Source organism: Solwaraspora sp. WMMA2056 (genome assembly GCF_030345095.1).
GTDB lineage: Bacteria > Actinomycetota > Actinomycetes > Mycobacteriales > Micromonosporaceae > Micromonospora_E.
The window spans coordinates 6276688-6302351 of the sequence record NZ_CP128360.1 but is presented as its reverse complement, the minus strand read 5'-3'; the positions used below and the strand labels follow the sequence as shown (position 1 = coordinate 6302351).

Annotated in this window: 21 protein-coding genes and 1 pseudogene; 18 read left to right on the top strand and 4 right to left on the bottom strand. The window is 72.8% G+C overall.

Annotated features, from left to right (window positions below):
* Window positions 1-44: 44 nt before the first annotated feature.
* Both O7608_RS28555 and O7608_RS28550 read left to right on the top strand, forming a co-directional pair.
* A complete protein-coding gene (locus tag O7608_RS28555; protein ID WP_289207494.1) occupies window positions 45-764 on the top strand; it encodes an alpha/beta fold hydrolase in 720 nt (239 codons plus the stop codon).
* A 3-nt stretch (window positions 765-767) separates the two neighbouring features.
* Complete coding sequence (locus O7608_RS28550; protein WP_353850470.1) at window positions 768-2162, top strand: amidase; 1395 nt, start codon at window positions 768-770, stop codon at window positions 2160-2162.
* A gap of 51 nt (window positions 2163-2213) precedes the next feature.
* Here the strand turns inward: O7608_RS28550 and O7608_RS28545 are convergent.
* From O7608_RS28545 to O7608_RS28530, 4 genes and pseudogenes are all read right to left on the bottom strand, one after another.
* Window positions 2214-3392, bottom strand: a pseudogene (locus O7608_RS28545) (MFS transporter); the annotation flags it as partial.
* 84 nt (window positions 3393-3476) lie between these two features.
* Window positions 3477-4061 (bottom strand): isochorismatase family protein, encoded by a 585-nt coding sequence (locus O7608_RS28540; RefSeq protein WP_289207493.1) that lies wholly within the window; start codon window positions 4059-4061, stop codon window positions 3477-3479.
* 41 nt (window positions 4062-4102) lie between these two features.
* Complete coding sequence (locus O7608_RS28535; protein WP_289207492.1) at window positions 4103-5389, bottom strand: nicotinate phosphoribosyltransferase; 1287 nt, start codon at window positions 5387-5389, stop codon at window positions 4103-4105.
* Window positions 5386-8067 (bottom strand): LuxR C-terminal-related transcriptional regulator, encoded by a 2682-nt coding sequence (locus O7608_RS28530; protein WP_289207491.1) that lies wholly within the window; start codon window positions 8065-8067, stop codon window positions 5386-5388. Before O7608_RS28530 ends, O7608_RS28535 begins: the two co-directional genes overlap by 4 nt.
* Before the next feature lie 172 nt (window positions 8068-8239).
* On the opposite strand from O7608_RS28530, the gene O7608_RS28525 reads away from it, so the two are divergent.
* The 16 genes from O7608_RS28525 (at window position 8240) to O7608_RS28450 (ending at window position 25662) form a co-directional block, all read left to right on the top strand.
* Window positions 8240-9913 carry a hypothetical protein gene (locus tag O7608_RS28525; protein ID WP_289207490.1) on the top strand — a complete coding sequence of 558 codons (1674 nt, stop codon included), beginning with the start codon at window positions 8240-8242 and terminating at the stop codon, window positions 9911-9913.
* Between the two features lie 73 nt (window positions 9914-9986).
* Window positions 9987-10277 (top strand): ATP-dependent Clp protease adapter ClpS, encoded by a 291-nt coding sequence (clpS, locus tag O7608_RS28520; RefSeq protein WP_289207489.1) that lies wholly within the window; start codon window positions 9987-9989, stop codon window positions 10275-10277.
* Window positions 10274-10801 carry a DUF2017 domain-containing protein gene (locus O7608_RS28515; protein ID WP_289207488.1) on the top strand — a complete coding sequence of 176 codons (528 nt, stop codon included), beginning with the start codon at window positions 10274-10276 and terminating at the stop codon, window positions 10799-10801. The genes clpS and O7608_RS28515 overlap by 4 nt, the downstream gene beginning before the upstream one ends.
* 48 nt (window positions 10802-10849) lie before the next feature.
* Complete coding sequence (locus tag O7608_RS28510) at window positions 10850-11341, top strand: M67 family metallopeptidase (protein WP_289207487.1); 492 nt, start codon at window positions 10850-10852, stop codon at window positions 11339-11341.
* Window positions 11342-11410: 69 nt separating this feature from the next.
* Window positions 11411-11752: a MoaD/ThiS family protein gene (locus O7608_RS28505; protein ID WP_289207486.1), complete on the top strand. Its 342-nt coding sequence runs from the start codon at window positions 11411-11413 to the stop codon at window positions 11750-11752.
* Window positions 11753-11760: 8 nt separating this feature from the next.
* A complete protein-coding gene (locus tag O7608_RS28500; protein WP_282225913.1) occupies window positions 11761-12726 on the top strand; it encodes a PLP-dependent cysteine synthase family protein in 966 nt (321 codons plus the stop codon).
* 259 nt (window positions 12727-12985) lie between these two features.
* Window positions 12986-13732 carry an MBL fold metallo-hydrolase gene (locus O7608_RS28495; protein WP_289207485.1) on the top strand — a complete coding sequence of 249 codons (747 nt, stop codon included), beginning with the start codon at window positions 12986-12988 and terminating at the stop codon, window positions 13730-13732.
* Between the two features lie 97 nt (window positions 13733-13829).
* Window positions 13830-14975 carry a glycosyltransferase family 4 protein gene (locus O7608_RS28490; protein WP_289207484.1) on the top strand — a complete coding sequence of 382 codons (1146 nt, stop codon included), beginning with the start codon at window positions 13830-13832 and terminating at the stop codon, window positions 14973-14975.
* Window positions 14976-15083: 108 nt separating this feature from the next.
* Window positions 15084-15812, top strand: coding sequence for a ribonuclease PH (gene rph / locus O7608_RS28485; protein ID WP_289207483.1), 729 nt, complete (start codon window positions 15084-15086; stop codon window positions 15810-15812).
* Window positions 15809-16438: an RdgB/HAM1 family non-canonical purine NTP pyrophosphatase gene (gene rdgB / locus O7608_RS28480; protein ID WP_289207482.1), complete on the top strand. Its 630-nt coding sequence runs from the start codon at window positions 15809-15811 to the stop codon at window positions 16436-16438. The genes rph and rdgB overlap by 4 nt, the downstream gene beginning before the upstream one ends.
* A 121-nt stretch (window positions 16439-16559) precedes the next feature.
* Complete coding sequence (locus O7608_RS28475) at window positions 16560-18275, top strand: glycoside hydrolase family 26 protein (RefSeq protein WP_289207481.1); 1716 nt, start codon at window positions 16560-16562, stop codon at window positions 18273-18275.
* 250 nt (window positions 18276-18525) lie between these two features.
* Window positions 18526-20400, top strand: coding sequence for a hypothetical protein (locus tag O7608_RS28470; RefSeq protein WP_289211077.1), 1875 nt, complete (start codon window positions 18526-18528; stop codon window positions 20398-20400).
* A gap of 107 nt (window positions 20401-20507) precedes the next feature.
* Window positions 20508-21053, top strand: coding sequence for an acyltransferase (locus tag O7608_RS28465; RefSeq protein ID WP_289207480.1), 546 nt, complete (start codon window positions 20508-20510; stop codon window positions 21051-21053).
* On the top strand, window positions 21046-22827 hold the full coding sequence (locus tag O7608_RS28460) for a P-loop NTPase family protein (RefSeq protein ID WP_289207479.1): 1782 nt from the start codon (window positions 21046-21048) through the stop codon (window positions 22825-22827). Before O7608_RS28465 ends, O7608_RS28460 begins: the two co-directional genes overlap by 8 nt.
* Window positions 22820-24127 (top strand): O-antigen ligase family protein, encoded by a 1308-nt coding sequence (locus O7608_RS28455; protein WP_421357396.1) that lies wholly within the window; start codon window positions 22820-22822, stop codon window positions 24125-24127. Before O7608_RS28460 ends, O7608_RS28455 begins: the two co-directional genes overlap by 8 nt.
* Window positions 24124-25662: a lipopolysaccharide biosynthesis protein gene (locus O7608_RS28450; RefSeq protein WP_289207478.1), complete on the top strand. Its 1539-nt coding sequence runs from the start codon at window positions 24124-24126 to the stop codon at window positions 25660-25662. The genes O7608_RS28455 and O7608_RS28450 overlap by 4 nt, the downstream gene beginning before the upstream one ends.
* The last annotated feature ends 2 nt before the right edge of the window (window positions 25663-25664 follow it).

Below are 25664 nucleotides of genomic sequence, written 5' to 3'. Positions count from 1 at the left end.
GATCGACCGACCTAGCGTGAAGCCTCCCGACGGAGGAGGTCACCATGCGGTTCGTCCTGGTACACGGCTCATGGCACGACGGCGGCTGCTGGGACGGGGTGCGCCGGCATCTTGTCGCGGCAGGGCACGAGGTGCACGCGCCGACGCTGCCCGGCAACGGCGTCGGCGGCGATCCGACGGTGACGATGGCGCAGACCGTCGGCGCCGTGACCGACCTGCTGGTCGATGCGGACCTGCGGGACGTGGTGCTGGTCGGGCACAGCTTCGGCGGGGCGGTCGTTCAGGCGGTCGCCGTCGCGGTGCCGCAGCGGCTCGCCCGCCTGGTGTTCCACAACGCGTACGTCCTGGGCGACGGGGACAGCGTGTTCCAGCACGTGCCGCCGTCGGCGGCGAGCGCCTTCCAGACCCTGGCCTCCGAGCAGGGCACGCTGATGCTGCCGTACGAGGTGTTCCGTGCGTCCTTTCTGCAGGATGCGGACGAGGCCACCGCCAGGGCCGCGTACGCCCAGCTGACCCCGGAGCCGCTGGCGCGTTCGGCCGAGCCGCTGCCGTTGCCCGGGTTCACCGGGCTGGCGGTGCCGCGCAGCTACGTGTACGCCACCAACGACATCGCCTTCCCGGCGCAGGAGTTCACCTGGCATCCCGGCCAGTCCGGTCGCCTCGGCGAGTTCCGCCTGGTGGAGCTGCCAGGCTCGCACGAGGTGATGTTCAGTGATCCGGCGGCGTTGGCGCAGGCGCTCGACGCGGCCGGGCGGGTGGGCTGAGCGGTGACCGGGCTGCTCGACGGGTCGGTGGGTGACCTGGTCGCCGCCGTGCTCGCCGGTGAGGTGGATCCGGCCGAGCTGGTGCAGGCCGCCGCCGCCCGGATCGAGGCGCGTGATCCGGGCGTCGGAGCGGTCGTGCTGCTGGACCCGGACCGGGCGCTGCGTCGGCTGCGTCGTGGCCGGCGACCAGCGGGACCGCTGGCCGGCCTGCCGTACCTGGTCAAGGACCTGCACGCGGAGGTCGACGGGTTGCCGCTGACCCGGGGCAGCCGACTGTTCGCCGGCCTGCCCCCGGCCGGCACCTCGACGTTGGTCGCCCGGCTCGAAGCGGCCGGCGCGCTGGTGATCGGGCGGACCAGCTCACCGGAGTTCGGCCTGAACATCAGCACCGAACCGGTGCTGTACGGTGCCACCCGCAACCCGTGGGATCCGCGGCGCTCGGCCGGCGGCTCCAGCGGCGGCGCGGCAGCGGCGGTCGCCGCCGGGATGGTGCCCGCCGCGCATGCCAGCGACAGCGGCGGGTCGATCCGGATTCCAGCGGCGTGGTGCGGGCTGATCGGCTTCAAACCGACCCGTGGCCGCAACCCGGCCGGGCCGTACCGGGTCGACGACTGGGGCGGGCTCAGCCACGAGCACGCGATCACCCGGACGGTTGCCGACTCGGCGTTGCTGCTGGCGGTCACCGCCGGACCGGCGCTCGGCGAACCGTACGGCGTACCGGCGGACCGGGCCCACCCGCATCCGTTGACGGTGGGGGTGCTGGTCGACACCCCGTCCGGAGACCCGGTCGCACCGGCGTACCGGCGGGCGGTCGACGAGTGCGCCGCCGCGCTGGCCGCGCTGGGCCACCGGCTCGTGCCGCTGCCAGCCGTGTCGGCCGCCGGCCGGCTCGGGCCGGTGCTCGGTACGGTGATCGCCGGCCACGTCGCGGCGATGGTCGACGATCTGGCGCGGGCCACCGGTCGGCAGGCCGGGCCGGACACGGTGGAACCGGCGGTGCTCGACCTGATCGAGCGGGGGCGGCGGGCCGACGCGGTGACCCAGGTACGGGCGACGCTGGAGCTGCGCCGACTCGCCGGCGAACTGGCCGCCGCCCTGGCGGCCGTGGACCTCGTGCTGACTCCCACGACCGCCCGCCCCGCTCCCCGGCTGGGTGAGCTGCACACCGACCGGTCAGCGGCCGAACTGTTCCAGCAGATCTTCACGATCTCGCCGTTCGTCGGCATGTTCAACGTGACCGGCGGGCCGGCGGTGAGCCTGCCCTGGGGCCTCGACGACGACGCGATGCCGGTCGGCCTCCAGCTCGCCGGGCATCCCGGTGCCGACCACACGGTCCTCGGAGTCGCCGCCGACCTGGAGCGGACGCACCCCGACCGGGTGCGGTTGCGGCGGCCCTGACCGGCGGGCGCGGTCGGGTCGACGGCTGCGGTTGGGCCGACGGCTGCGGTTGGGCCGGCGGCTGCGCCAGTGTCGACGGCGCAGAGCCAGCAGCGGCAACGCCAACAGCAGGCCGGCGCTGCCGACGGCGGCGAACCCCCAGGTCGGGCTGCTGGCGTCGATCACCGCGCCGGTCAGCGGCGCGCCGACGGCCATCCCGACGGTCATCGCCGACCCGTGCAGGCCCATCGCCTCGCCGCGTACCGCCGCCGGCGCCAGCCGGCTGACCGCGTCGGACGTCGCGGCGATCGTCGGCGCGCAGAGCAGGCCGGCCGGGGCCAGCGCCAGGCCCAGCGTCCACCAGGATCCCGCGCCGAGCCCGACCGGGATCGTGGCGACGGCCAGTGCCACCATCAGCCCGACCGGCGGCACCCCGCGCCGGGCCGCGCCGTAGGCGAACCCGCCGACCAGGGAGTAGGCGCCCCAGGCGGCGAGCACGACGCTGCTGAAGACCAGCTCGTCACTGGCGCGCAGGGCGGCGATCAACGCCACGTCGGTGCCGCCCAGCACCAGGGTCGACGCCGCGCCGACCGCCAGCACGCCGAGCAGGTGCGGGGTGAGCCAGTCCCGGCGGGCGACGCGCACACCGGCCCGCACCGGCTCCTCGTGCCGGGCCCGGATCGGCGGGTCGACGACGAACAGCGCCGACCCGGCGGCGACCAGGCCGGCACCGACCGCGAGCATCGCCACCCGGGGGGAGACCGCGGTGGCGAGTAGTACGGCCAGCGCTGGGCCGATCATGAAGGAGAGCTCGACCGACATCGAGTCCAGGGCGTACGCGGGCCGCCGCCGCGCGGCCGGGACCAGCGCGGCCAGCGACTGCCGGATCACCGAGAACACCGGCAGGCTGAGCAGGCCGGCGACGACCGCGGCGACCAGCAGAGCGGGGTACGGCAGCGCCTGCGCCACCGCCCAGAACGTGCCCTGGGCGAGCACCGAGCCGGCCAGCACCGGGCGTAGCCCGTGCCGGTCGACCAGCCGGCCCAGCATCGGCGCACCGATCGCGGCGCCGACGGTCAACGCGGTGCCGGCCAGACCGGCCGCCGCATAGCCCCGGCGCAGCTCCAGCACGACGTACAGGGTCAGCGCCACACCGGCGGCGGTGTTGGGCATCCGGGCCAGCACCGACAGCGCCAGCAGCCGGGCCACGCCGGGCAGCGCCAGCGCCTCCCGGTAAGGGGTCAGGGTCATCGGCGGTGTTACCTCCGGCCGGCATCATGCCCGCCGGGTACGACATCCGGCCAGTCAGTTTCCGCGCGACGACCCGCCGACGGGTCAGGCCGGCCGCAGCACCGGGGCACCGGTCAGGGTCACGCCGGCGGCGCGCATGGTGTCCAACGCCACCTCGGTGGTCTCCCGGGCCACGCCGGCGGTCAGGTCGAGCAGCACCGTGGTGTCGAACCCGGCACGGGCGGCGTCCAGCGCGGTCGCCCGTACGCAGTGGTCGGTCGCGATGCCGACGACGTCGACCCCGGTGACGCCGCGCTCGCGCAGCCAGTCGGCCAGGCCGACGCCGTCGTCGCTGCGGCCCTCGAAACCGGAGTACGCGGCGGCGAACTCGCCCTTGTGGAACACCGCCTCGATCCGCTCGGTGGTCAACCCCGGATGGAAGTCGACCCCGCCGGTGCCCACCACACAGTGCGCCGGCCAGGAATCGACGTAGTCCGGCGGATCACCGAAGTGCGCGCCCGGGTCGACGTGGTAGTCCTTGGTCGCGACCACGTGCCGCCAGCGCTGAGCCGGCGCCTGGGCGACGGTGCGGGAGATGCCCGCCGCCACGTCCGCGCCGCCACCGACGGCGAGTGAGCCGCCCTCACAGAAGTCGTTCTGCACGTCGACGATGATCAGTGCCCGGTGCATACCTGTCCTTCCTGTTCCGCCCGCTGTCAGTGGGTCCGGCGTCAGTCGGCCGGCACGATGGTGACCGGCACCGCCGGATCCCCGGCGGACAACTTCAACCCTTCCCACGGGATCGAGATCAGGCAGCGCCGCAGGTGCTCCCGGGAGTCGGCCAGGGTGGGCCGGTCCAACGGTTCGCCGGCGGCGACGAAGGAGCGCTGCAGCACCCGGTCGCCGTTGACCCGGTCCGGTACGCCCTGCGAGACCACGATCTCCTCGACGGCGGTGCCGGTCGGCTTGTGCCGACGTACCGCCACCTTCCGGCCGCCGACGGTGGCCTTGTTCTCCGACCGCTTCACCACCGGCCGGCCGTCGACCTCGACCAGCTTGTAGACCAGCCCGGCGGTCGGGGCGCCGGAGCCGGTCACCACGGCGGTGCCGGCACCGTAGGAGTCGACCGGCTCGGCGGCGAGCGCCGCGATCGCGTACTCGTCCAGGTCGCCGGAGACGATGATCTTCGTCTCGGTGGCACCCAGCGAGTCGAGCAGCTCCCGGGACTGCTGGGCCAGCACCGACAGGTCACCGGAGTCGATCCGGATCGCCCGCAGCTCCGGCCCGGCCACCGCGATCGCGTTGCGGATGCCGTCGCTGATGCTGTACGTGTCGACCAGCAGGGTCGTGTCCCGCCCGTGGGCGGCCACCTGGGAGGCGAACGCGGCCCGCTCGTCGTCGTGCAGCAGGGTGAACGCGTGCGCCGAGGTGCCCGCCGTCGGGATACCGAACCGTTCGCCGGCGGCCAGGTTCGACGTCGCGGTGAAGCCGGCCAGGTACGCCGCCCGCGCCGCCGCCACCGCCGCCTGCTCGTGGGTACGTCGCGAACCCATCTCGATCACCGCGCGGCCGCGGGCGGCGGTCACCGACCGGGCCGCCGCCGCCGCGATCGCGCAGTCGTGGTTGAGTACCGACAGCACCAGCGTCTCCAGCAGCACGCATTCGGCGAAGGTGCCGGAGACGGTGAGGATCGGCGAGTTCGGGAAGAACATTTCGCCCTCGGCGTACCCGTCGATGTCGCCGGTGAACCGGTAGTCCGCCAGCCACCGGGCGGTCTGCGCGTCGACCACACCCCGCTCGCGCAGGTGCCCGAGGGTGCCTTCGTCGAAGCGGAACTCGGTGATCAGGTCGATCAGCCGGCCGGTGCCGGCGACCACGCCGTAGCGTCGCCCGGTCGGCAGCCGGCGGGCGAAGACCTCGAAGACGCACTGCCGGTGCGCGCTGCCGTCGGCCAGCGCGGCGGCCAGCATGGTCAGCTCGTAGTGGTCGGTCAGCAGCGCGGGACTGGAGCTGGTCACCCGGCTACTGTACGGCCGCCGGCCCGGCCGGGGCCGGCCTGGCCCGGTACGCCGGCGGCGGCCCCGTCCGGCAGTGCCCGCAGCGCACCGGCCAGCTCGCCCCGCCCGGTCACCCCGAGCTTGCCGTACGCCCGCTGCAGGTGGTTCTCGACGGTACGGATCGACAGGTACAACTGTTCGGCGATGTCGCGGCTGGCCACCCCGGCCGCCGCCAGCTTCGCCACCTGGTGTTCCCGGTCGGTCAGGTTCGGCTGCCCGGCCCGCAACGCCGGGGTGTGCACGTCGGAGCAGTGCGCCATGAACTCGCCGAGCAGCACGTTGGTCTGCCCGGCCAGCGGGGAGCGGGCCAGCCGCAGTCGGCGGACCGCCATCGCGGCGGCCTCGGCGGCGAACAGGTACAGGCCGTTCTCGGCGAAGCCGTTCGCGGCGCGCAGCAGCTCCCCGTACGGGCCGTTGGTCGCCCCCCGGGCCTGGCGCAGGATCAGGCCGGGCAGCGGGCCCTCGACGACCGACGCCAGTTCGGCGAGCCGGTCCACCGCCAGATCGGCCCGACCGAGGCGGACCAGGTCGTGCAGGGCGGTCAGTTCGTGACCGGCGAACCCGTCGGTGCGCAGCCGGGCCGCCAGCTGGCGGAGCATGCCGACCGCCCCGGCGACGTCGCCCTCGGCGACCGTCACCCAGGAGCGTGCCTGCTCCCGCCACGGGTAGAGGATGGCCATGCCGGGTGCCTGCGCCCGGTCCGAGTCGGTCATCGCCGCCACGGCGGTGGCCGGTTCGTCGCGCAGCGCGGCGGCGTGCGCCCGTTCGGCGTGGGCGAGCCCGGCGAAGACCCGACCGGTGGCGAGCATCGCGCAGGCCTGCAGGCTGTGCCGTAGCGCCTCGTCGAGCCGGCCACGCATCCTGGCCGCCTGCGCGCGGACGACCGACAGGTAGCCGGAGCCGAGCCGGAAGTCGCCGGCGTCGGCCAGGTCGGCGAACTCCTCGGCGACGATCGCGTCGATGCCGGTCAGGTCCCCGGCGAGCACCAGTCGGGTGCCCCGGGCCAGCTCCAGCGCGAGCTGCAGGTACGGCAGTTCGGTTCGCCACCGGGGCGCGTCGGTCTCCACCCGGGCGATGGCCCGTCCGCTGCCGGTCAGATCGCCCTGGGCCGCCTGGAGGTGGGCGATCGTGCACTGGGCCAGGCCGCGCGCCGCGTGGCTGGCCGCCGGCCGGTCCAGTACGGCCCGGGCCAGCCGCAGCGCCGCGTCGCACTCCAGGCGGTGCAGCCGCATGATCGCCTCGAACGAGTTCACCCGGGCCCGGTCGGCCGGGTCCGCCAGGTCGCCGGCGCCGACCGCCAGGTCGTCGATGGTGGATTCGCGGCCCAGTCCCCAGTAGGCGACCAGGCCGAGCACCATCAGCCAACGACTGCGCCGTTCGTCGGTGGTCACCTCGGCGCGGGCCGCCGTCAGGGTGGCCAGCGCCCGGTCCGGTTCGTCGCGGAACATCAGGATGGTCGCCATCAGTTCGGCCGCGTCGAAGCCGCCGCCGACGGCCAGCGCCCGGCCGGCGAGCCGGTCGGCCAACGGAATGTCGTAGCCCACGAAAGCCTGGCTGGCGGCGGCGAGCAGGACGGCCGGGTCGTCGGCGGTGTCCGACTCCAGCCGCCAGACGGCGACCCGCAGCAGGTCGTCGCGGCGGCGGGCACCGGTCTGCTCGACCAGGGTGGCCAGCTGCGCCTGCAGCCGCTGTGACCGGGTCACCGGGCAGCGGCGGCGGACCACTTCGCCGTACAACGGGTGGGCCATGTGGACGTCGTGCCGCCGGTCGTCGACGTCGACCCGGATCAGACCGCGTTCCTCGGCGATCTCCACGTCGGCGTGCCGGCAGGCCTGCAGCAGCAGCCGCAGCCCGATCGGTTGGCCGAAGGCCACCAGTTCGACGACGCCGCGTACCTGCGGGCTCAGCTGGCCGATCCGGGTGTCGATCAGGTCGGTCAGGCTCGGGGCCAGCTCCAGCCGACCGGTCCACCGCCAGACCCCGTACGTCTGGGTCAGCTCCTGTCCGGACTGCGCCGCGATGATCAGCTCGCGGAGCAGCAGCGGGTTGCCTTCGGACAGTCGCCAGAGCCGCTCGGCCGAGGCCGGGTCCAGCTCGCCGCCGAGCAGTTCGGCCAGCAGCCCGGTGGTGTCGGCGAAGCCCAGCGGCGCGAGCTCCTCGTGCCCGACCAGGTCGTCGGCCCACAGGGCCCGGATCGGCAACGGTACGGGTTCGCCACTGAGCAGGGTGCCGAGCACGGTGGCCCGCTCGGACCGGGCGATCAGGTTGGTCACCGCGGCCGAGGTCGGGTCGAGCAGGTGGGCGTCGTCGATGGCGAGCACGATGGGGCGGCCGGCGGCCCGTTGGCGCAGTGACTCGACCGCCCAGCGCAGCAGGGCCGAGGGCGACAGCCCCGGTGGCTGTTCCGCCGGCAGCACCTGGGCGAGGCCGGCGAAAGGCAGGCCGGCCGCGCTGAGACTGCCCGAGGCGAACCAGACCGCGTACGTCTCGGTCGGCAGGTGGTCGACGACTTCGCGAAGCAGCCGGCTCTTGCCGATCCCAGCGGTACCGCTGAGGATCAGCCCGCGTCCTCCGCTGGTGGCGGCGGTGGACAGTCGGTCGAGCTCCTCGGCCCGTCCCACGAAGCTCCACAGGCCCATGGCAGGGCAGCATATAGAACGATCGCCCAGGGGGAACGCCCGGTGACGGACCGCATTTGAGTATGAAGTGCGTGATCAGTTGAGTAGGGACGCTTCTCGTTGCGTAAGTGATCGTGCACGTAGCGTCGGTGCCGCTGGTGCCCGTCCAGACCAGCATCCGAAGGAGCTCGGCATGGAGCCTGTGGCAGCACCCCTGTACCCGCTGGACACCGGACCCGCCGCGATCGTCCCCCGGCAACGGGGGCCGGCGCGGCGTTGGGCAGCGCCGTCCGGCGACGAGCCGGAGCCCTCCGACGCCGGACCGGGACCGGTGGCACCGGCACCGGGCGCGCCGCCGCCATCGCGCACCGCGCCGGCCCCGGCGGCGGCACGGTCGGCGCGGCGGCCACCGCTGGCCGGGCCGGTACGCGGCGTCACCCCGCCGGCCGACGAACCGGTCGGGGCGGTCGTCGTCGGGGCCGGCCGGGACAGTCGTGGCGCGGTCGTCGCCGCGCTGCTGGGCGCACCGCTGCCGGTGCGCCGGCCGCCGGAGAGCTTCCTGCTCGTCCGGCACGGTCCGGCGGCCCGGATCGCGGCGTTCCTGCCCGGCTGGCCGCACCCCTGGCCGGTCCCGACCCGCGCGGCCCGCACCGGGGCCGGACTGGACCTGCCCCGGCCGCCCCGCCGGGTCGAGGTGCGTCGTCCCGACCAGATGCTGCGGCACCTGAGCCTGGTGGACACCCCCGACCTCGGTTCGCTGGGCCCGGCCGGGATGCGTGTCCTGGCCGACGCGGTGGCCCGGGCCGGCGCGCTGGTGTTCGTGATCGGTGCCGGTCCACCACCGGGCCCGGTCGAGCACGACCTGCTGCGGCAGGCGGTGGCGGCGGGCGCGGCGGTGTTCGTCGTGGTCACCCCCGGCGGCGTACAGAGCGAAGGCGAGGCACCGCACCGGGCGGCGCTGCTGGCCGCCGTACCGGATCTCGCCGGTGCCCCGTGGCTCGTCGGCGAGCCGGACGCCGCGTCGTTCACCGGCCTGCGTCGCCAGCTGATCGACTGGGCGGACCGGGCGGCACTGCACCGCGCCGGAGCCGGACTGGCCGCGTTGGCCGGCCTCGACCAGCCGCCCAGGCTGCGTACCGACCGGTCACGACCGGCGGACGGCGGCGGGCCGCCCGCGCCGGGCCCGGAGGGTGACTGGTCCCGGCACCTGGACCGCACGGTACGGCGGGCGGGGCAACGGGTCCGCCACACCCTGGCCATCGAGTTGGCCAACCTGCATCTGGCCGCGGTGCAGGAGATCCTCTTCGGCTGCGGCCCGGCCGGCACCCCGGACCTGCTCGACCGCGAGTTGCTGGCCTTGTCGCTGCGGGCCGGTCACGGCTGCGCCGCGGCGGTGGACGACATCGTCGACGACATGACCGGGTATCTGTTCGCCGCCGAGCCCACGGCGCTGCGGCACGTCCTGCGGGAACTGCTGCGGCGGCGGATCGCCGTCGACCCGCCACCGACGCCGGTCGCGGTGGGCCTGCTGGCCATGGCGGCGGGACAGGTGCAGCGGGTCACGGCCACCGACGCGCCGGACGACGTGCTCGGCGCCGCCGAGGTGGACGTCTTCGCGGCGTACCCGGCATCCTGGTCGCGGTCGGCGCTGCCGCCGCTGGGCCTCGCGCTGGCCGCCGACTGCTGGCACCGCGACGACGGTCCGGCCGGGATGGCGCCGCACCAGGCGAGGACGTGGACCCAGCAGATCCTGCGGGCCGTCGAGATCGAGCTGTCGCGGGAGCTCACGGTCCGGTTCGCCGCGGTACGCCGTGGCCTGTCCAGCCTGCTCTGCGACGTCGTCGACACCGGTGATCCGGCACGGTGACGGGGCCGGTGCCGTTCGCCACGGCGGGGCCGCTGTTGCTCGTCGGGCCGGGACCGGTGGCACGATGGTGGGCATGGCGGCTCCACAGGTTGCTCCGGTCGAGACGCCGGACGTCGACGAGATGCCAGGGCACGAACGGCCGTGGGTGACGATCGTCTGGGACGATCCGGTCAACCTGATGACCTACGTGACCTGGGTCTTCCAGAAACTGTTCGGCTACAGCCACGCGAAGGCCGAGGAACTGATGCTCGACGTGCACCACAAGGGTCGGGCCGTGGTGTCCAGCGGCGCCCGGGAACGGATGGAGCTGGACGCCTCCCGGCTGCACGCCTACGGGCTCTGGGCGACGGTGGACCGGGCATGAGCATGTTCCGGCGCCGGGGCGGACGGTTCGTCGCGTCCTTCTCCCCGGACGAGGTCAAGGTGCTGCGCAAGGTCGCGGGTGAGGTGGTGGGCCTGCTCACCGAGGGCTTCGACCACGGCGATCCGGTGGTCGGTCGGCTCTTCCCGGACACCTACCCGGACGACCCGGCGAGTTCGACGGAGTTTCGTCGGTACACCGAGAGCGACCTGAAGACCGCCAAGATCGACCAGGCCGGCGCGGTGCTCGCCGCGCTGCCCGACGACGCCGACGACGGCGGATGCGAGGTCCGGCTGGACGACGAGGCGGCCGAGGCGTGGCTGCGGGCGCTCAACGACGCCCGGCTGGCGATGGGGGTACGGCTGGACGTCAAGGCCGACACCGACCTCGGTGCCGAGCTGGCCGCCGCCGAGCAGGACGACCCGGCGTCGGGCCGGCTGTTCCAGCTGTCGGTCTACGCGTACCTCGGCTATCTGCAGGAGTCCCTGCTGTTCGCCATGATCGACCAGCCGCGGTCGCTGGCGTGACGACCGCCACGGCCTGCCCGGCCCGGAGAAGGCGGTAGGCTTGGCGTCGTGCTGAGCATCGACCGGTCGATCATCGACGCGATCGTCGCCCACGCCCGCCGGGACCACCCCGACGAGGCGTGCGGCGTGGTCGCCGGGCCGGCTGGTTCGGACACGCCGACCCGGCACATCCCCATGCAGAACGCGGCCCGCTCGATGACGTTCTACGAGTTCGACTCGATGGAGCAGTTGCGGTTGTGGCGGGAGATGGACGACCGGGACGAGGAGCCTGTGGTCATCTACCACTCGCACACCGCGACCGAGGCGTACCCGTCCCGGACCGACGCCGCGATCGCCGGCTGGCCGGAGGCCCACTATCTGCTGGTCTCCACCCGGGATCCGCAGGTCACCGAGATCCGTTCGTTCCGCATCGTCGACGGCGTGGTGACCGAGGAGCCGGTGGACATGCGTGACGCCGGTGTCGATCCGCACGCGGTGCAGTCGTACCTGTTCGGGCAGACCCCGACGACGGTCGACTACGAGTGTTCGTCCGACCGCTGATCTCCACCAGCGCCGGCACCTCGTACCCGCAGTCTGATCCGATCCCACCGCCGTCATAGGAGCACGTCAATGGCTATCGAAGTTCGCGTTCCCACCATCCTGCGCAGCTACACCGGTGGCGCCAAGGTCGTCGAGAGCAGCGGGGAGACCCTCGCGGGCCTGCTGGACAACCTCGACGCGCAGCACGCCGGGCTGCGCGGCCGGCTGGTCACCGCCGAAGGCACCCTGCACCGGTTCGTCAACATCTACGTCAACGACGAGGACGTCCGGTTCCTCGGCGCCCTCGACGCCAAACTCTCCGACGGGGACACCGTGACGATCCTGCCGGCCGTGGCCGGTGGGGCGCTCGGGTTCGCCGCGGCCGCCGCGCTGCTGGGCCACCCGATGGCCGGCGCGCCGACCATCGGCTGAGCGCACCCATGGCGCGCTACGACAGCCTGCTCGACGCATGCGGCGGTACGCCGCTGGTCGGCCTGCCCAGGCTCTCCCCGGTGGTGCCCGACGGGGCACCACCGGTGCGCCTGTGGGCCAAGTTGGAGGACCGCAACCCCACCGGCAGCGTCAAGGACCGGGCCGCGATGTTCATGGTCCGGGCCGCCGAGGAGGCCGGCCGGTTGCGGCCCGGCGACACGATCCTCGAACCCACCAGCGGCAACACCGGCATCTCGCTGGCCATGGTGGCGAAGCTGCGTGGCTACCGGCTGGTCTGCGTGATGCCGGAGAACGTCTCCACCGAGCGGGTGCAACTGCTCCGGATGTACGGTGCCGAGATCATCTTCTCGCCGGCCGCCGGCGGTTCGAACCAGGCGGTCGCCACCGCCAAGCAGATCTCCACCGAACACCCCGACTGGGTGATGCTCTACCAGTACGGCAACGGCGGAAACGCCCGGGCGCACTACGAGACCACCGGGCCGGAGCTACTGCACGACCTGCCGACCATCACCCACTTCGTCGCCGGGCTCGGTACCACCGGCACCCTGATGGGCACCGGACGCTATCTGCGGGAAAAGGTCGACGGCATCGAGATCGTGGCGGCCGAGCCGCGCTACGGCGAGCTGGTGTACGGGCTGCGCAACATCGACGAGGGCTACGTACCCGAGCTGTACGACGCCAGCGTGCTGACCCGCCGGTTCTCCGTGGGCACCCGTGACGCCGTGCTGCGGACCCGGCAGCTGGTCGAGGTCGAGGGGTTGTTCGTCGGTTTCTCCACCGGGGCCGTGCTGCACGCCGCGCTCGCCGTCGCCCACGAGGCGGTCAAGGCCGGCCGTCGGGCCGACGTGGCGTTCCTGGTCGCCGACGGGGGCTGGAAGTACCTTTCCACCGGCGCCTACGGCGGGACGCTGGCCGACGCAGAGGAGGCACTCGACGGCCAACTCTGGGCCTGACCGACCGCTGGCCACCACCGGCGGTCCAGCTGTTCCGGTGCAAATGATTGGTTGCGCTATGGGCGCACCTCAACCGGGTTGTCGAAGTCGCTCCAGTTGTTCGCGCTTCTGTGTCACGTTCGCGACAAGTTGCAGCGGATCTTGCGTTCCGTCGCTGGCTGCGGCGTAGGCTGCCCAGCGTGGCAGAGCCGCTGATGGAGATCTTCGATGGCATGGTCGGCGTGACGCCGGTGTCCCACCGTGACCATTGGAACAGTTGATGCGTCTGACCGTCCTGGGCTGCGCCGGTAGTTTTCCCGGCCCGGAATCCCCCTGCTCGGCCTACCTGATCGAAGCGGACGGCTTCCGCCTGCTGGTCGACTTCGGCTCCGGCTCGCTGTCGGCCCTGCAGCGGTACGCCGGACTGCACGCGGTCGACGCGATCCTGCTGACCCACCTGCACTGCGACCACATGCTCGACGCCTGCACGTACGTGGTCGTCCGCCGCTACGCCCCGGACGGGCCGTACCCACCGCTGCCGGTCTACGCGCCGGCCGGCGCGCCGGACCGGATCGCCACCGCGTACAGCGCCGACGGGGCACCCGTCGACGACGTATACACCTTCTACGGTCTGCAACCCGGCAGCTTCCCGATCGGCCCGCTGCAGGTCACCGTCGACCGGGTCAACCATCCGGTGGAGACCTACGGCGTTCGGGTCGAGCACGGCGACCGGGTGCTCACCTACTCCTCGGACACCGCGCCGTGCGAGGCGTTGCTGCGGCTGGCCCAGGACGCGCACGTGTTCCTCTGCGAGGCGAGTTACCTGGACGGGGTCGACAACCCTCCGGACCTGCACCTGACCGGGCGGGAAGCGGGTGAGGCGGCGACGAAGGCCAACGTCGGTCGGCTGCTGCTGACCCACCTCGTGACCGCCTGGGGCAGCGAAGCGTCGACGTTCGAATCGGCGGCGGCGAGCTTCGACGGCCCGGTGGAGATCGTCCGGGCCGGGGCCCGCTACGAGATCTGAGCACCCGCACCGGCGGTGTCCGCTCTTGCCGTAGAGTTCGCCCGCTGGTCAACGCGGTGTAGCCTCACCCACCCGGATGGGCGCGACCGTGACACCCATGCGCGTCGCCGTCGTCACCGAGTCCTTCCCACCCGATCTCAACGGGGTGGCGCACTCCGTCGTCCGGGTCGCCGAACACCTGGTCGCCCGGGGGCACGAGCCACTCGTGATCGCACCCGCCCCGGCCGCCGCCAGCCGGACCGCCGTGGAGCGGCACCCGTACCCGGTGGTGCGGGTGCCGAGCCTGCCGGTGCCGGTGTACCGCAGCTTCCGGCTCGGCCTGCCGAGCCGGCGGCTGACCGAGGTACTGACCGACCACGCCCCGGACGTCGTCCACCTGGCCAGCCCGTTCGTGCTCGGCGCGCGCGGTCTGACGGTGGCCCGCCGGCTGCGGATGCCCACCCTCGCGGTCTACCAGACCGACGTGGCCGCCTACGCCCGCGCCTACCACCTGGGGTGGAGCGTGGCTACCGTCTGGCGCTGGCTGCGCGAGATCCACAACGCCGCCGACCGGACACTGGCGCCCTCCACCGCCGCGGCGGCCGATCTCACCGCCAACGGCATCGAACGGGTACGCATCTGGGGTCGGGGGATCGACCCGGTCCGCTTCGACCCGGCCCACCGTTGCGAGTCGACCCGCCGGTCGCTGGCACCCGACGGCGAGGTGCTGGTCGGGTACGTCGGCCGCCTCGCCGCCGAGAAGCGCGTCGACCTGCTCGCCGAGACCAGCCGACTGCCCGGCGTACGGGTGGTGGTGGTCGGTGACGGGCCGGCCCGCCGGGAGCTGGAGCGGGCCCTGCCCGCCGTACGGTTCCTCGGTGCCCGGCACGGAGCCGATCTGGCCCGGCTGTACGCCAGCCTCGACGTCTTCGCCCACACCGGCCCGCACGAGACGTTCGGGCAGACCGTGCAGGAGGCGCAGGCCAGCGGCGTACCGGTGATCGTCCCGGCGGCCGGCGGCCCGATCGACCTGGTGGCGCCGGACGTCACCGGACTGCTGGTGCCGCCCGGCGACGGCGCGGCGCTCGCGGCGGCGGTCGCCGACCTGGTGGCCGACCCGGCGCGGCGCTCGCGGCTGGGCCGGGCCGCGCGGGCGGCACTGGCCGGGCGGACCTGGGCGGCGATCGGCGACGAACTGATCGAGCACTACCGTGCCGTACAGGACTGCCCCGGCGTCGTCGCCCGGCTGCCGGTCGCGGCCTGAGGCCAATCCAGCCCGACACCGCCCCGGCGGTGCCGCGACACCGCCCCGGCAGCGTTGCGGCACCGCCCCGGCAGCGTCGTGGCCCGGCGTGGCACATAGGCTCTGCGCATGGCACGACCCGATGGACGTACCCACGCGCAGCTACGACCGGTGACGTTGACCCGTAACTGGAGCATGCATCCCGAAGGATCGGTGCTGGTCGAGTTCGGCGAGACGAAGGTGCTCTGCACCGCGAGCGTCACCGAGGGGGTGCCCCGCTGGCGCAAGGGGTCCGGTCTGGGCTGGGTCACCGCCGAGTACGCGATGCTGCCCCGGGCGACCACCACCCGGTCGGACCGGGAGAGCGTCAAGGGCCGGCTCGGCGGCCGCACCCACGAGATCTCCCGGCTGATCGGACGGAGCCTGCGGGCAGCCGTCGACCTGAAGGCACTCGGCGAGAACTCGATCGTGCTCGACTGCGACGTGCTGCAGGCCGACGGCGGTACCCGCACCGCGGCGATCACCGGCGGATTCGTGGCGTTGCACGACGCGGTCAGTTGGCTTGCCGGCCGCAATGCCCTGGCCGGCAAACCGGACCAGGTGATGCGCCGGTCGATCTCGGCGGTCAGCGTCGGGGTCATCGGTGGCGAACCCCGGCTCGACCTGTGTTACCTCGAAGACGTCGCGGCCGACGTCGACATGAACGTGGTCTGCACCGGCGACGGTGACTTCGTGGAGGTGCAGGGCACCGGTGAGGCGGCGGTGTTCGCCCGCGACCAGTTGGACGCCCTGCTGGACCTGGCGGTCGCCGGCTGCGCCGAGCTGGCCGCCGCGCAACGTAAGGCGCTCGACCGGTGAGCGCGGGTCACGTCGGGCGGACCCGGCTGCTGCTGGCCACCCGCAACGGCAAGAAGCTCGCCGAACTGCAGCGGATCCTCGACGCCGCGCTCGGCACCCAGCGCATCGAGCTGGTCGGGCTGGCCGACCTGGAGCCGTACCACGAGGTACCCGAGACCGGCCTCACGTTCGGTGAGAACGCGCTGCTCAAGGCGAGGGAAGGGTGCCGGTGGACCGGTCTGCCCACGGTCGCCGACGACTCCGGTCTCGCAGTGGACGCGCTCGGCGGGATGCCCGGGGTGTTCAGCGCCCGATGGTCCGGTCGGCACGGCGCCGACCAGGCCAACCTGGACCTCGTCCTGGCCCAGCTGACCGATGTCGCCGACGAGCACCGGGCGGCGTCGTTCGTCTGCGCGGCCGCACTGGTGCTGCCCGGCGGCAAGGAGCACCTGGTGGAGGGACGCCAGTCCGGCCGGCTGTTGCGGGCCGCCCGGGGCGACGGCGGGTTCGGCTACGATCCGATCTTCCTCGGTGACGGGCAGGAGCGGACGAACGCCGAGCTCAGTCCGCAGGAGAAGGACGCGATCAGCCATCGTGGAAAGGCTTTCCGGTTGATGGCGAAGGTGATCGCCAAGACGCTGGGATGACGCCGGTAGATTTAATTAGTGCTTAGATCTCCGGTTACTCGGCGTACATCTGAGTTGACCCCCGATACGCTCGCGCCGCAAGCTCGTGCCACAGGGGGGCTGGATCTTGAGTAGACACAGATTGAGCAAGGTCGTCGCGCGGACCGGTTCCGGCCGGCGACGGTTGATCGTCGGCGGGGTCAGCGCCGCGCTGCTGGCCGGCATGGTGGTGACCGCACTGCCGCTGTTCGCCGACGACGAGATCGCCGTCGTCGCGGTCGCCGACACCACCGCGACCGACGTTCCACAGGACGGTGACAACGCGGTCAAGGCGACCCTGGCCACCTGTCCCGCGCTGTGTGAGCGCAACCCGAGGGGGGCCCGGGACGCGGTCGTGGAGTTCGTCGTGGACCGGATCCCGGCCGGTGCCCGTGACGTGCGGGTCCGCCTGCAGATGTACTCCTGGCAGGACCTCGGTGCCCGGGTAGCGGTGCATTCCACCTCGTTGGACGCCCGGGCCGCCCGGCCGCCACTGGCCACCTCGGGCACTGGTGGGGCCGCCGACGAGCCACTGGCGACCGTGCCGACGGTCCGCAAGGGCTACAACGAATGGGACCTGTCCGCACTGGTCACCGGCAACGGCACGTACACCCTGGCGCTGCGTCAGCAGGAGCTGTCGCAGCGGGTGTACTGGCCGTCGACGGAGTACCGGGACCCGTCGATCCGACCCCGGCTGGTGATCAGCTACGAGGCGGCCGCTGCCGCCCCGACCAGCCCGCCGGCGTCGCCGACCGCCGCGCCGACACCGCCACCGAGCGCTCCGGTGCCGACCACGCCGGCCGCCACGGCGTCGCCGACGGCCGGACCGACGGCACCACCGAGTCCGTCGGCCACGCCGCCGGCGTCCGGAGTCGGCTGCGGCGCGGTGTCCGACCTGCTGGTGCCGTCCTGCGGTGCCTGGTGGGGGATGTACTCGCCGACCAGCGCCGCCAAGGGCTGGAACCACGGCGGCGCGGTGGCCGAGGTGGAGGCACAGGTGGGGCGCAAGTTCGACCTGGTGCACCGCTACCACGACTTCTCCAACACCGGCAGCAACGGGGCGTTCCCCGACGAGTTCGAGCAGCAGCAGATGCGCGAAGGCCGGCTGATGTTCTTCGCCTGGGAGTCCCGGATCTTCTCCACCGGCACGACGTTGACCTGGCGTGACGTCTACAGCGGCCGGTACGACTCGGTCATCGACGATGTGGCCGGCCGGATCAAGGCGACCGGTGTGCCGGTGTTCATGGGCTTCGACCACGAGCCGGAGGACGAGCCGGCGAAGGGCAGCGACGCCGACTTCGTCCGGGCCTGGCGCTACGTCTACGAACGGTTCGCCAAGGCCGGCGCGGACAACGCCGTCTGGGTCTGGGTGATGATGGGCTGGTCCGGGCATTACGACCGGTACGCCGGCCTCTACCCGGGCGACGCCTACGTGGACTGGGTGAGCTACGACCCGTACAACTTCTACGCCTGCAACGGCGGAAAGACCTGGAAGGACCCGCACACCACGGTCAACGGCTTCTACCGCTGGCTCGACGACAACCGTATCGGCGTCGGAAAGCCACGGATGTTGGCGGAGTACGGCACGAACTTCGACCCGGCCGACGCGGGAGCCAAGCAACGGTGGTTCGAGCAGTTCCCGGCGGCGATCAAGGCCCACCCGAAGATCAAAGCGGTGATCTACTTCAATTCCGCCGGGTCGACCACCACCTCGGCGACCTGCAACATGACCATGAACCACACCCCGTCCGCCCTGACCGGGTTCACCCGGGCCGGCAAGGACCCCTATTTCAACCAACCGCTCCCGGTCAACCGCTGACCGGACACTGAGGAGATCCGACCGGTAACTGATAGGAACCAGATAATCCGCCGACCGATCGGTGGATGCCCGACCCGGCTGAGGTTGGTTCACGCTGTCTGAGATAATTTCCCATCTGGAGGGAAGCGTGAACCAATCTCAGCCTGGCTGGTCCCTGCCCAGCCGGCGTCGTGTATGGACGACAGCTCTGACGGCCGGCGTGGCGGCGACGGCCCTGGCACTGAGTGCCACCGCGGCAACGGCCGCCGTCATGCCCGTACCCGGTACGGCCACGCTGGTCTCGACCAACCCGGCCGACCACACCCCACATGCCCGCAACGGTGAGGCGCGCGCCTTCGCCGAGATCGGCGGCGTCATCTTCGTCGGTGGCACCTTCACCGAGGTACGACCGGTCAGCTCGGCCACCTGGGAGGCCCGCCCGTACCTGTTCGCGTACCAGCGGTCCACCGGGGCCATGGTCGCCGGCTTCCAGCCGGTTCTCGACGGCGCGGTGAACACGCTCGCGGTCACCCCGGCCGGCGAGCTGATCGTCGGCGGCGTGTTCCGCAACGTCAACGGCGAGGCCCGCCGCAACCTGGTGGCGCTCGACCCGGCCACCGGCGCGACCGTGCCGGGCTGGGAGGGCCGCTCCGACGGCGGCGTGGTCCGCGACATGGACGTCAGCGGCGACTGGCTCTACATCGGTGGCGCGTTCAACTGGGTCAACGGTACGGCGCACGCCGGCGTTGCCCGGCTCGACGTGGCCACCGGGGCGATCGACCCGACCTTCGACATCGACATCGCCGTCGGCCGGCACGAGGTCTCCCCGTACGTGTGGACCCTGGACGTCTCGCCGGACGGCACGACGCTGGTCTTCGGTGGCAACTTCCGGGAGGTCGAGGGGCTGCCCCGCGAGCAGCTCGCGATGGTCGACCTGACCGGTACGCCGACGCTGGTCGACTGGGACAGCAACCACCGGTTCGCGCCGGGCTGCTCCTCCCGATCGTTCACCCACTACGTGCAGGACCTCAGCTTCGCCGAGGACAGCAGCTTCTTCGTCGTCGGCACCAACGGCGGCACCGGCTGGCCGGTGGCGTACTGCGACGCGCTGGTCCGCTACGAGACCGCGAGCCGGGGCACCAACCTGGACGGCACCTGGCTCAACTTCACCGGCAACGACACGATCACCTCGGTCGTGGTCCACGACGGCATCGCCTACACCGGCGGGCACTTCCGCTGGCTGAACAACCCGAACCGCAGCGACAACGCCGGCAACGGCGCGATCGACCGGCTCGGCATCGGCGCGGTCTCGGTGGCGACCGGCATGCCGGTCAACTGGAACCCGCGCCGCAGCGGTGGCTCGGCCCTGCCGGCCGGAGCGCTCAGCTGGGGCTCGGCCGTGCCGGTGCTGTGGATCGGCTCCGACGGGCTCTACTTCGGGCACAACTCCGACGGCATGGGCAACGAGTACCACGGCCGGCTCGGCATGTTCCCGCACGCCGGCGGGCGCACGATCATCCCGCGCAACCCGCCGACGGACACCACCGGCTACCTCTACCTGCCGTCGGCGACCGGCGACCTGACGAAGATTCCGTTCGACGGGTCGACGCTCGGGGCGGCGGCGGTGACCAACCAGCCCAACCTGGTCGACGCCGGCGCCGTCTGGCGGGTGCACGACCGGATCTTCTGGGCCCGACCGGTCACCGGCACCACGACCGGCAGCCGGCTGGACATCTCGCTGTTCAACGGCAACACGGTCGGTGCGCCCTGGGAGAGCTCGGGCTACAACGAGTGGTTCAACGCGTTGTCGCTGACCGGGGCGTTCTACCTCGACGGCCGGCTCTACTACACCCGCACCGGTTCCGGCAGCAACCAGCTGTTCTACCGGTACTTCGAGCTCGACGGCAACTATCTCGGTGCCACCGAGTTCGCCCTGCCGACCAGCGGCGTCACCTGGACCGGCGTACGGGGCATGGCCTGGGTGGGCGGAAACATCGTCTACGGCTCGACCGACGGTCGGCTGCGCAGCATTCCGTTCGATCCCACGGCGGACTTCGCGGTGGACGGGACAGCCGCGGTCGTCCTGGCCGAACCGGATCCGGCACTCGACTGGACCAACCGTTCGATGTTCTTCGCAGCCGAGTAACGAAGCGGAAACCACCAACCTGGTATCCCCGGTGGGCCGGCTGCGCTGCTGCCGGCCCACCGGCCATTTTGTATGGTTGAACGCCAATCGATGGAAAGGCGGGCGGGTTGTCGACCACGCGCCGGCACGGCTTGCTGCTGCGGACCGTCTTCGCGGTCAAGCGCCGCTACTACCAGCTGCGCTATCCCGGCCTGCGGCTCGGCCGCGACGTCGAGATCCGCGGCCGGGTGCGGCTGCGCCGCGGGGTACGGGTGACGATCGGCGACCGTACCCGGCTCAACAAACTGGTCCGGTTCGCCGGTCCGGGCGAGGTTCAGGTCGGTGCCGACTGCCTGCTCAACGCCACCTGGATCGGTTGCTGGACGACCGTGCAGGTCGGCGACCGCTGTCTGCTGTCCGACTGTGAGCTGATGGACAACGACTTCCACAACCTCGCGCCGGCGCTGCGGCACGCCCCGGCCAGCCCGGCGACCAGGGCTCCGATCGTCGTCGGCGACAACGTCTGGATCGGTGCGCACGTCCTGGTGATGAAAGGGGTCCGGATCGGCAGCGACAGTGTCGTCGGTGCCGGGACCATCGTCCGCACCGACGTACCCGACGGTGTCGTGGTGATCGGCAACCCGCAACAGATTGTGAAGCGATTCGATGAGTGAGCAACCACAGCGGACCGTGACCCTCACCGAGCTGCTGCGGATCCCGCTGCTGCGCTGGAAACTGGTCGCCGGCGGCGCGGTGGCCGGTTGCCTGCTCGCGATCGGCTACCTGGTGGTGGCCCCGCCCGCCGCCACCGCGGCCGCGGTCGTCGCGATCCGGCCGGTGGTCACCGACGCGTTCACCACCCCCGGTGCCGGCGCCGACCGGTCGATCAACATGAACGTCGAGAGCGGCATCGCCACCAGCACCGACGTGCTGTCGCGGATCGCCGAGTCCCGGGCGGTCGACGTGGTGGCGATCCGGCGGGCCCTGGAGATCGAGGTACCCACCGGCGGTCAGGTTCTGCGGTTCACCTACTCCGCCGACTCGATCGACTCCGCCGTCGAGTCGGTCAACCTCGCCGCCGCAACCTACCTGCAGGTGCGTCAGGAGATGTACGAGCGGCAGCGCGCCGACATGCTGGCCTCGTACGACGAGCGCATCGCCACGGTCGCCGAGCAGCAGGCGGCGGCCGGGCGGCGGGCCGCCGACTCGGACACCAGCGGGCCGGCGGCCGACGCGGCGCTTGCCGAGTTCGCTTCGCTGAGCAATCAGCTCACCCAGCTCAACGGTGCCCGTACCGAGATCGCGGCGATCGACGTCACCCCGGGCTGGATCACCCAGCGCGCCCAGCAGCAGTTGTCCACCGCCGGCCAGCCACGGGTGGTCTACCTGCTGGCCGGGCTGCTGGCCGGCGCCCTGCTGGGGATTCTGCTGACCTATCTGCGGGAGTCGGCCGACCGCCGGGTGCGCAGCGAGTCGGACGCGCTCGACGCCTCCGGGCTGCCGCTGCTCGGCACCGTACGGCGCCGTGGGCTGCGGGTCGACGCCCGGACCGTCGACGCCGACGTGCGCTACGTCGGTATGGCCATCGCGGAGCAACTGCGTCAGGCGGTACGCACCCCGGTGGTGGTGATCTCCTCCCGGAACCGGGAGGACACCACCCCGATGACCGCCAGTCTCGCCGTGGCGCTCGCCGCCGACGGCCAGGACGTCTACGTCGGCGACGACAGCCACCGGGTCGCGGCGCTGCGCGAGGCGCTGCTCGCCGACCGGCGGCGGGTGCCGTCCGGTCCGTTCGTGCCCGAGCAGTCGGCCGCGACGGCCAGCGGCGGCCCGACCCCGCCACCCGGTGGTCCGCCGGCACCGACGTCGGGCGGCACCCGTCCGTCGGGAGCCCCGAACCCGTCCGGCACCGGCGGGAACCCGGGCGTCGACGGCGACCCGGAGAGTACGTTGATCTTCTCGCTGCCCCGGGCGGACCAGGACCACACCGTCATCCTGCCCCGGGTCACCGAATCGGCGGACAGCCCGGCCGCACCGCGTCGACCGTCGCCCCGGCCCTCGCCGACCAGCGGCCCACCGGCCCGTTCCGACACCGACGGCGACCGGTCCGGCGGTGCCCACCCGGCGGGCGAACGGGCGGCCGGCGGTTCGGTCGTGGGCACCATCCCGGTACGGACGCTGCCGGCCGACGCGCTGACCGTTGGCGCCGGCATGGTCCGGATCGGGCTGTACGCCCAGGCGCCGCGCGACGGCAGCATCGTGCTGTTCAACGCCCCACCGGCCGAATCCGACGAACGCGGCGTGCGGGAGGCCCGCGCCGGCACCGCCATCGTCGTGGTCGAACGGGACCGGACCCGACTGGCCGACCTGCGTCGACTGACCGACCGGCTGCGTGCCTCCGGCGCCGAGCCGCTCGGCTTCGTGCTGCTCGGCAGCGGCCGTGGCTGAGTCCACCCGGCCCACCACGGCGCTGCCGGTCTGGCCGCTGTGGTTGATGTTCGGCCTGGTTCCGCTCTGGTGGATCAGTGGACTGTTCTACTTCGGCTGGCCGCTGTTCGGCACCCTGCTGTTGCTGATCATGATGATCAGAGGGCGGATTCCGCTGCCCGCCGGCAGCGGGATCTGGCTGGCCTTCCTCGCCCTGGTGGTGGCCAGCGCCACCCAGCTGCCCGGACCGTCCAGCCTGCTGACCTTCGGCCTGCGGCTGGCCTTCTACCTCACCGCGCTGATCGTCTGCTGCTACGTGTACAGCGTCGCCCGGGAGCGGGCCTCGCTCACCGTGGTGCTGGGCCCGCTGTGCGCCTTCTTCGTCGCGCTGGTCGTCCTCGGCTGGCTCGGGGTGCTGATGCCCCGGTTCTCGATGACCACACCCTTCGAGGTGCTGCTGCCCGGCGGGCTGGCCGGCAACCCGTTCATCCGGGACATGGTGCACGCCGAGGCGACCGAGTACAGCGCCCGGTCGCTCAACCCGATCTATCGACCGTCCGCGCCGTTCGCGTACACCAACACCTTCGGCAGCACCTACGCGATCACCCTGCCGGCGGTGGTGGCCTGCCTGCTGCTCGGCGTACGCGGCCCGGCCCGTACCGTACTGCTGGTCGCGCTGCCGATGTCGTTGCCGCCGGCGTTCCTGACCCTCAACCGGGGGATGTTCCTCAGCCTCGGCGTCGGGCTGGCGGTTCTCGGGGTGCGGGCCGCGATCCGGGGCAACCTGCGGGTGCTGGCCTCGATGCTGGGGGTCCTGGTGATCGGCGGGCTGGCGACCCTGTTCATCCCCATCGGTGACCTGATCGACCAGCGGGTCAGCTCCAGCAACACCAACGTCGACCGGATGTCGCTCTACCTGGAGGTGCTGCGCTGGGTGCAGCGCTCCCCGCTGCTGGGATTCGGCACGCCGGTGCAGGTGGACACCGTCTCCGCCGACGCGCCGCTGGGCACCCAGGGGCAGGTGTGGACGGTGCTGTTCAGCCACGGCGTCCCGGCGCTGATCTGCTTCGTCGGCTGGTTCGTGCTGGTCGCCGCCGTCTGCTGGCGGGCGAGCTCGGCGGCGGCGCAGTGGTTGTCGGTGGTGCCGCTGATCGCGCTGGTCCAGCTGCCCTTCTACGGACTGGTCAACCAGAATCTGACCGCGGTCTTCTTCGTGTCGGCGGTGGCCCTGGTCGCCGTGGAGCGGGAACGGCGGGGCGTCGCGCTGACCGCGCCGCCGGTGCCGGCCGCGCCCCGACCGGTGCTCGGCGGTGTCCGGTGACCGGCCCGACGGACGCGACCGCGCGGCCGCCGTCCGGCATCGGCCCGGCTGATCGGTCGGAGACCCGGCGCAGCGCCCGCAGCGGCGTCATCGGCCTGGCCGGGGCCGCCGTCAGCGGCCTCTTCGGGTTCGTTCTGGCCGTCGTCGTCACCCGGGGGTACGGCCCGGCCGGCGCGGGCGTGTTCTTCGCCGCCGTCGGCCTGTTGACCGTCGTCACCGCGATCTGCACCCTGGGCGCCGAGACGGGCCTGCTCTGGTCGCTGCCCCGGCGGCGGACCGGCCCGGCCGGCGACGCCGCCCGGGTGCTACCGGTGGCGGTACTGCCGCCGCTGCTGTGCGCGCTCGGACTGGCCGCCGTCGGGCTGGTGGCCGCGCCGTGGCTGGCCGAGGTGCTGTTCGACGGGACCACCACGGACGGCGTACGGCTGGTGCGGCTGTGCGCGGTCGGGCTGCCCGTTCTGGTCGCCGCCGGGTTGGGGCTGGCCGCCGTCCGAGGGGTGCGGTCGATCGGTCCGTACGTCGCGGTGCAGTTCTTCCTGCTGCCGATCGGTCGGCCGGCGCTGGTCGGCGCGGCTGCGTTCGTCGGCGCCTCGGTGCTGTTCGGCCTCGCCGGTTGGCTGGTGCCGGCCCTGGTGGCGGTGGCGGTCTGCGGTGTCCTGGTCGCCGGGCCGCTCGGTGCCGGCCGTGGCGCGCGGTGGCGGCCGCAGCGGGCCGACTGGACCTCCTTCTGGCGGTTCGCGTTGCCCCGGGCCGGGTCGGCGGCGATCGACGCCGGCAGCATGTGGACCGGGGTGCTGCTCGCGGTGGCGCTGGCCGGGCCGGTCGAGGCCGGCATCTTCGGCGCGGTGGGCCGGTACATCCTGGCTGGGCAGCTCGCGCTGCAGGGCCTGCGGGTGGCGGTCGCGCCGCAGCTGTCCCGGCTGCTGGGGCAGGACCGTCCGGCGGAGGCGGCGGCGGTGCACCGGCAGACCACCACCTGGGCGATCGCCCTGTCCTGGCCGGTGTACCTGCTGCTGGCGGTCTTCGCGCCGGGTTTCCTGGCGATCTTCGGCCCCGAGTTCGCCGCTGGCGCCACCGCGATGACCGTACTGGCGGTGGCGATGCTGGTGAACATCGCGGTCGGCAACGTACAGACCCTGCTGCTGATGAGCGGCCGCAGCGGACTGCACCTGCTGGCCGCGTCGGCGAACCTGGCGACGACGGTGTCGCTGGCGTTGTGGCTGGCGCCCCGGCACGGCGTGCTCGGGGTGGCGGTCGCCTGGGCGGCCGGGATCGTGGTGGAGAACCTGATCGCGGTCACCGCCGCCCGGGTCGTGGTCGGCCATCCGCTGGTGGACCGGTCGGTGCTGCTGGCCGCCGGGGCGGTGCTGGCCGGGGTCGGCGCGGCCAGCGGGGTCGGGGTGCTGGCCGCCGGCCGGGGTGTACCGGGCCTCGGCGTCGCGCTGGGGCTGACCGCCCTGGCGGTGCTCGTGGGGCTGGCGCTGCCCGGGGTGCGGCGCCGGTTGTGGCGAATTGTCAGACAGAGAGGTGGGTGAGT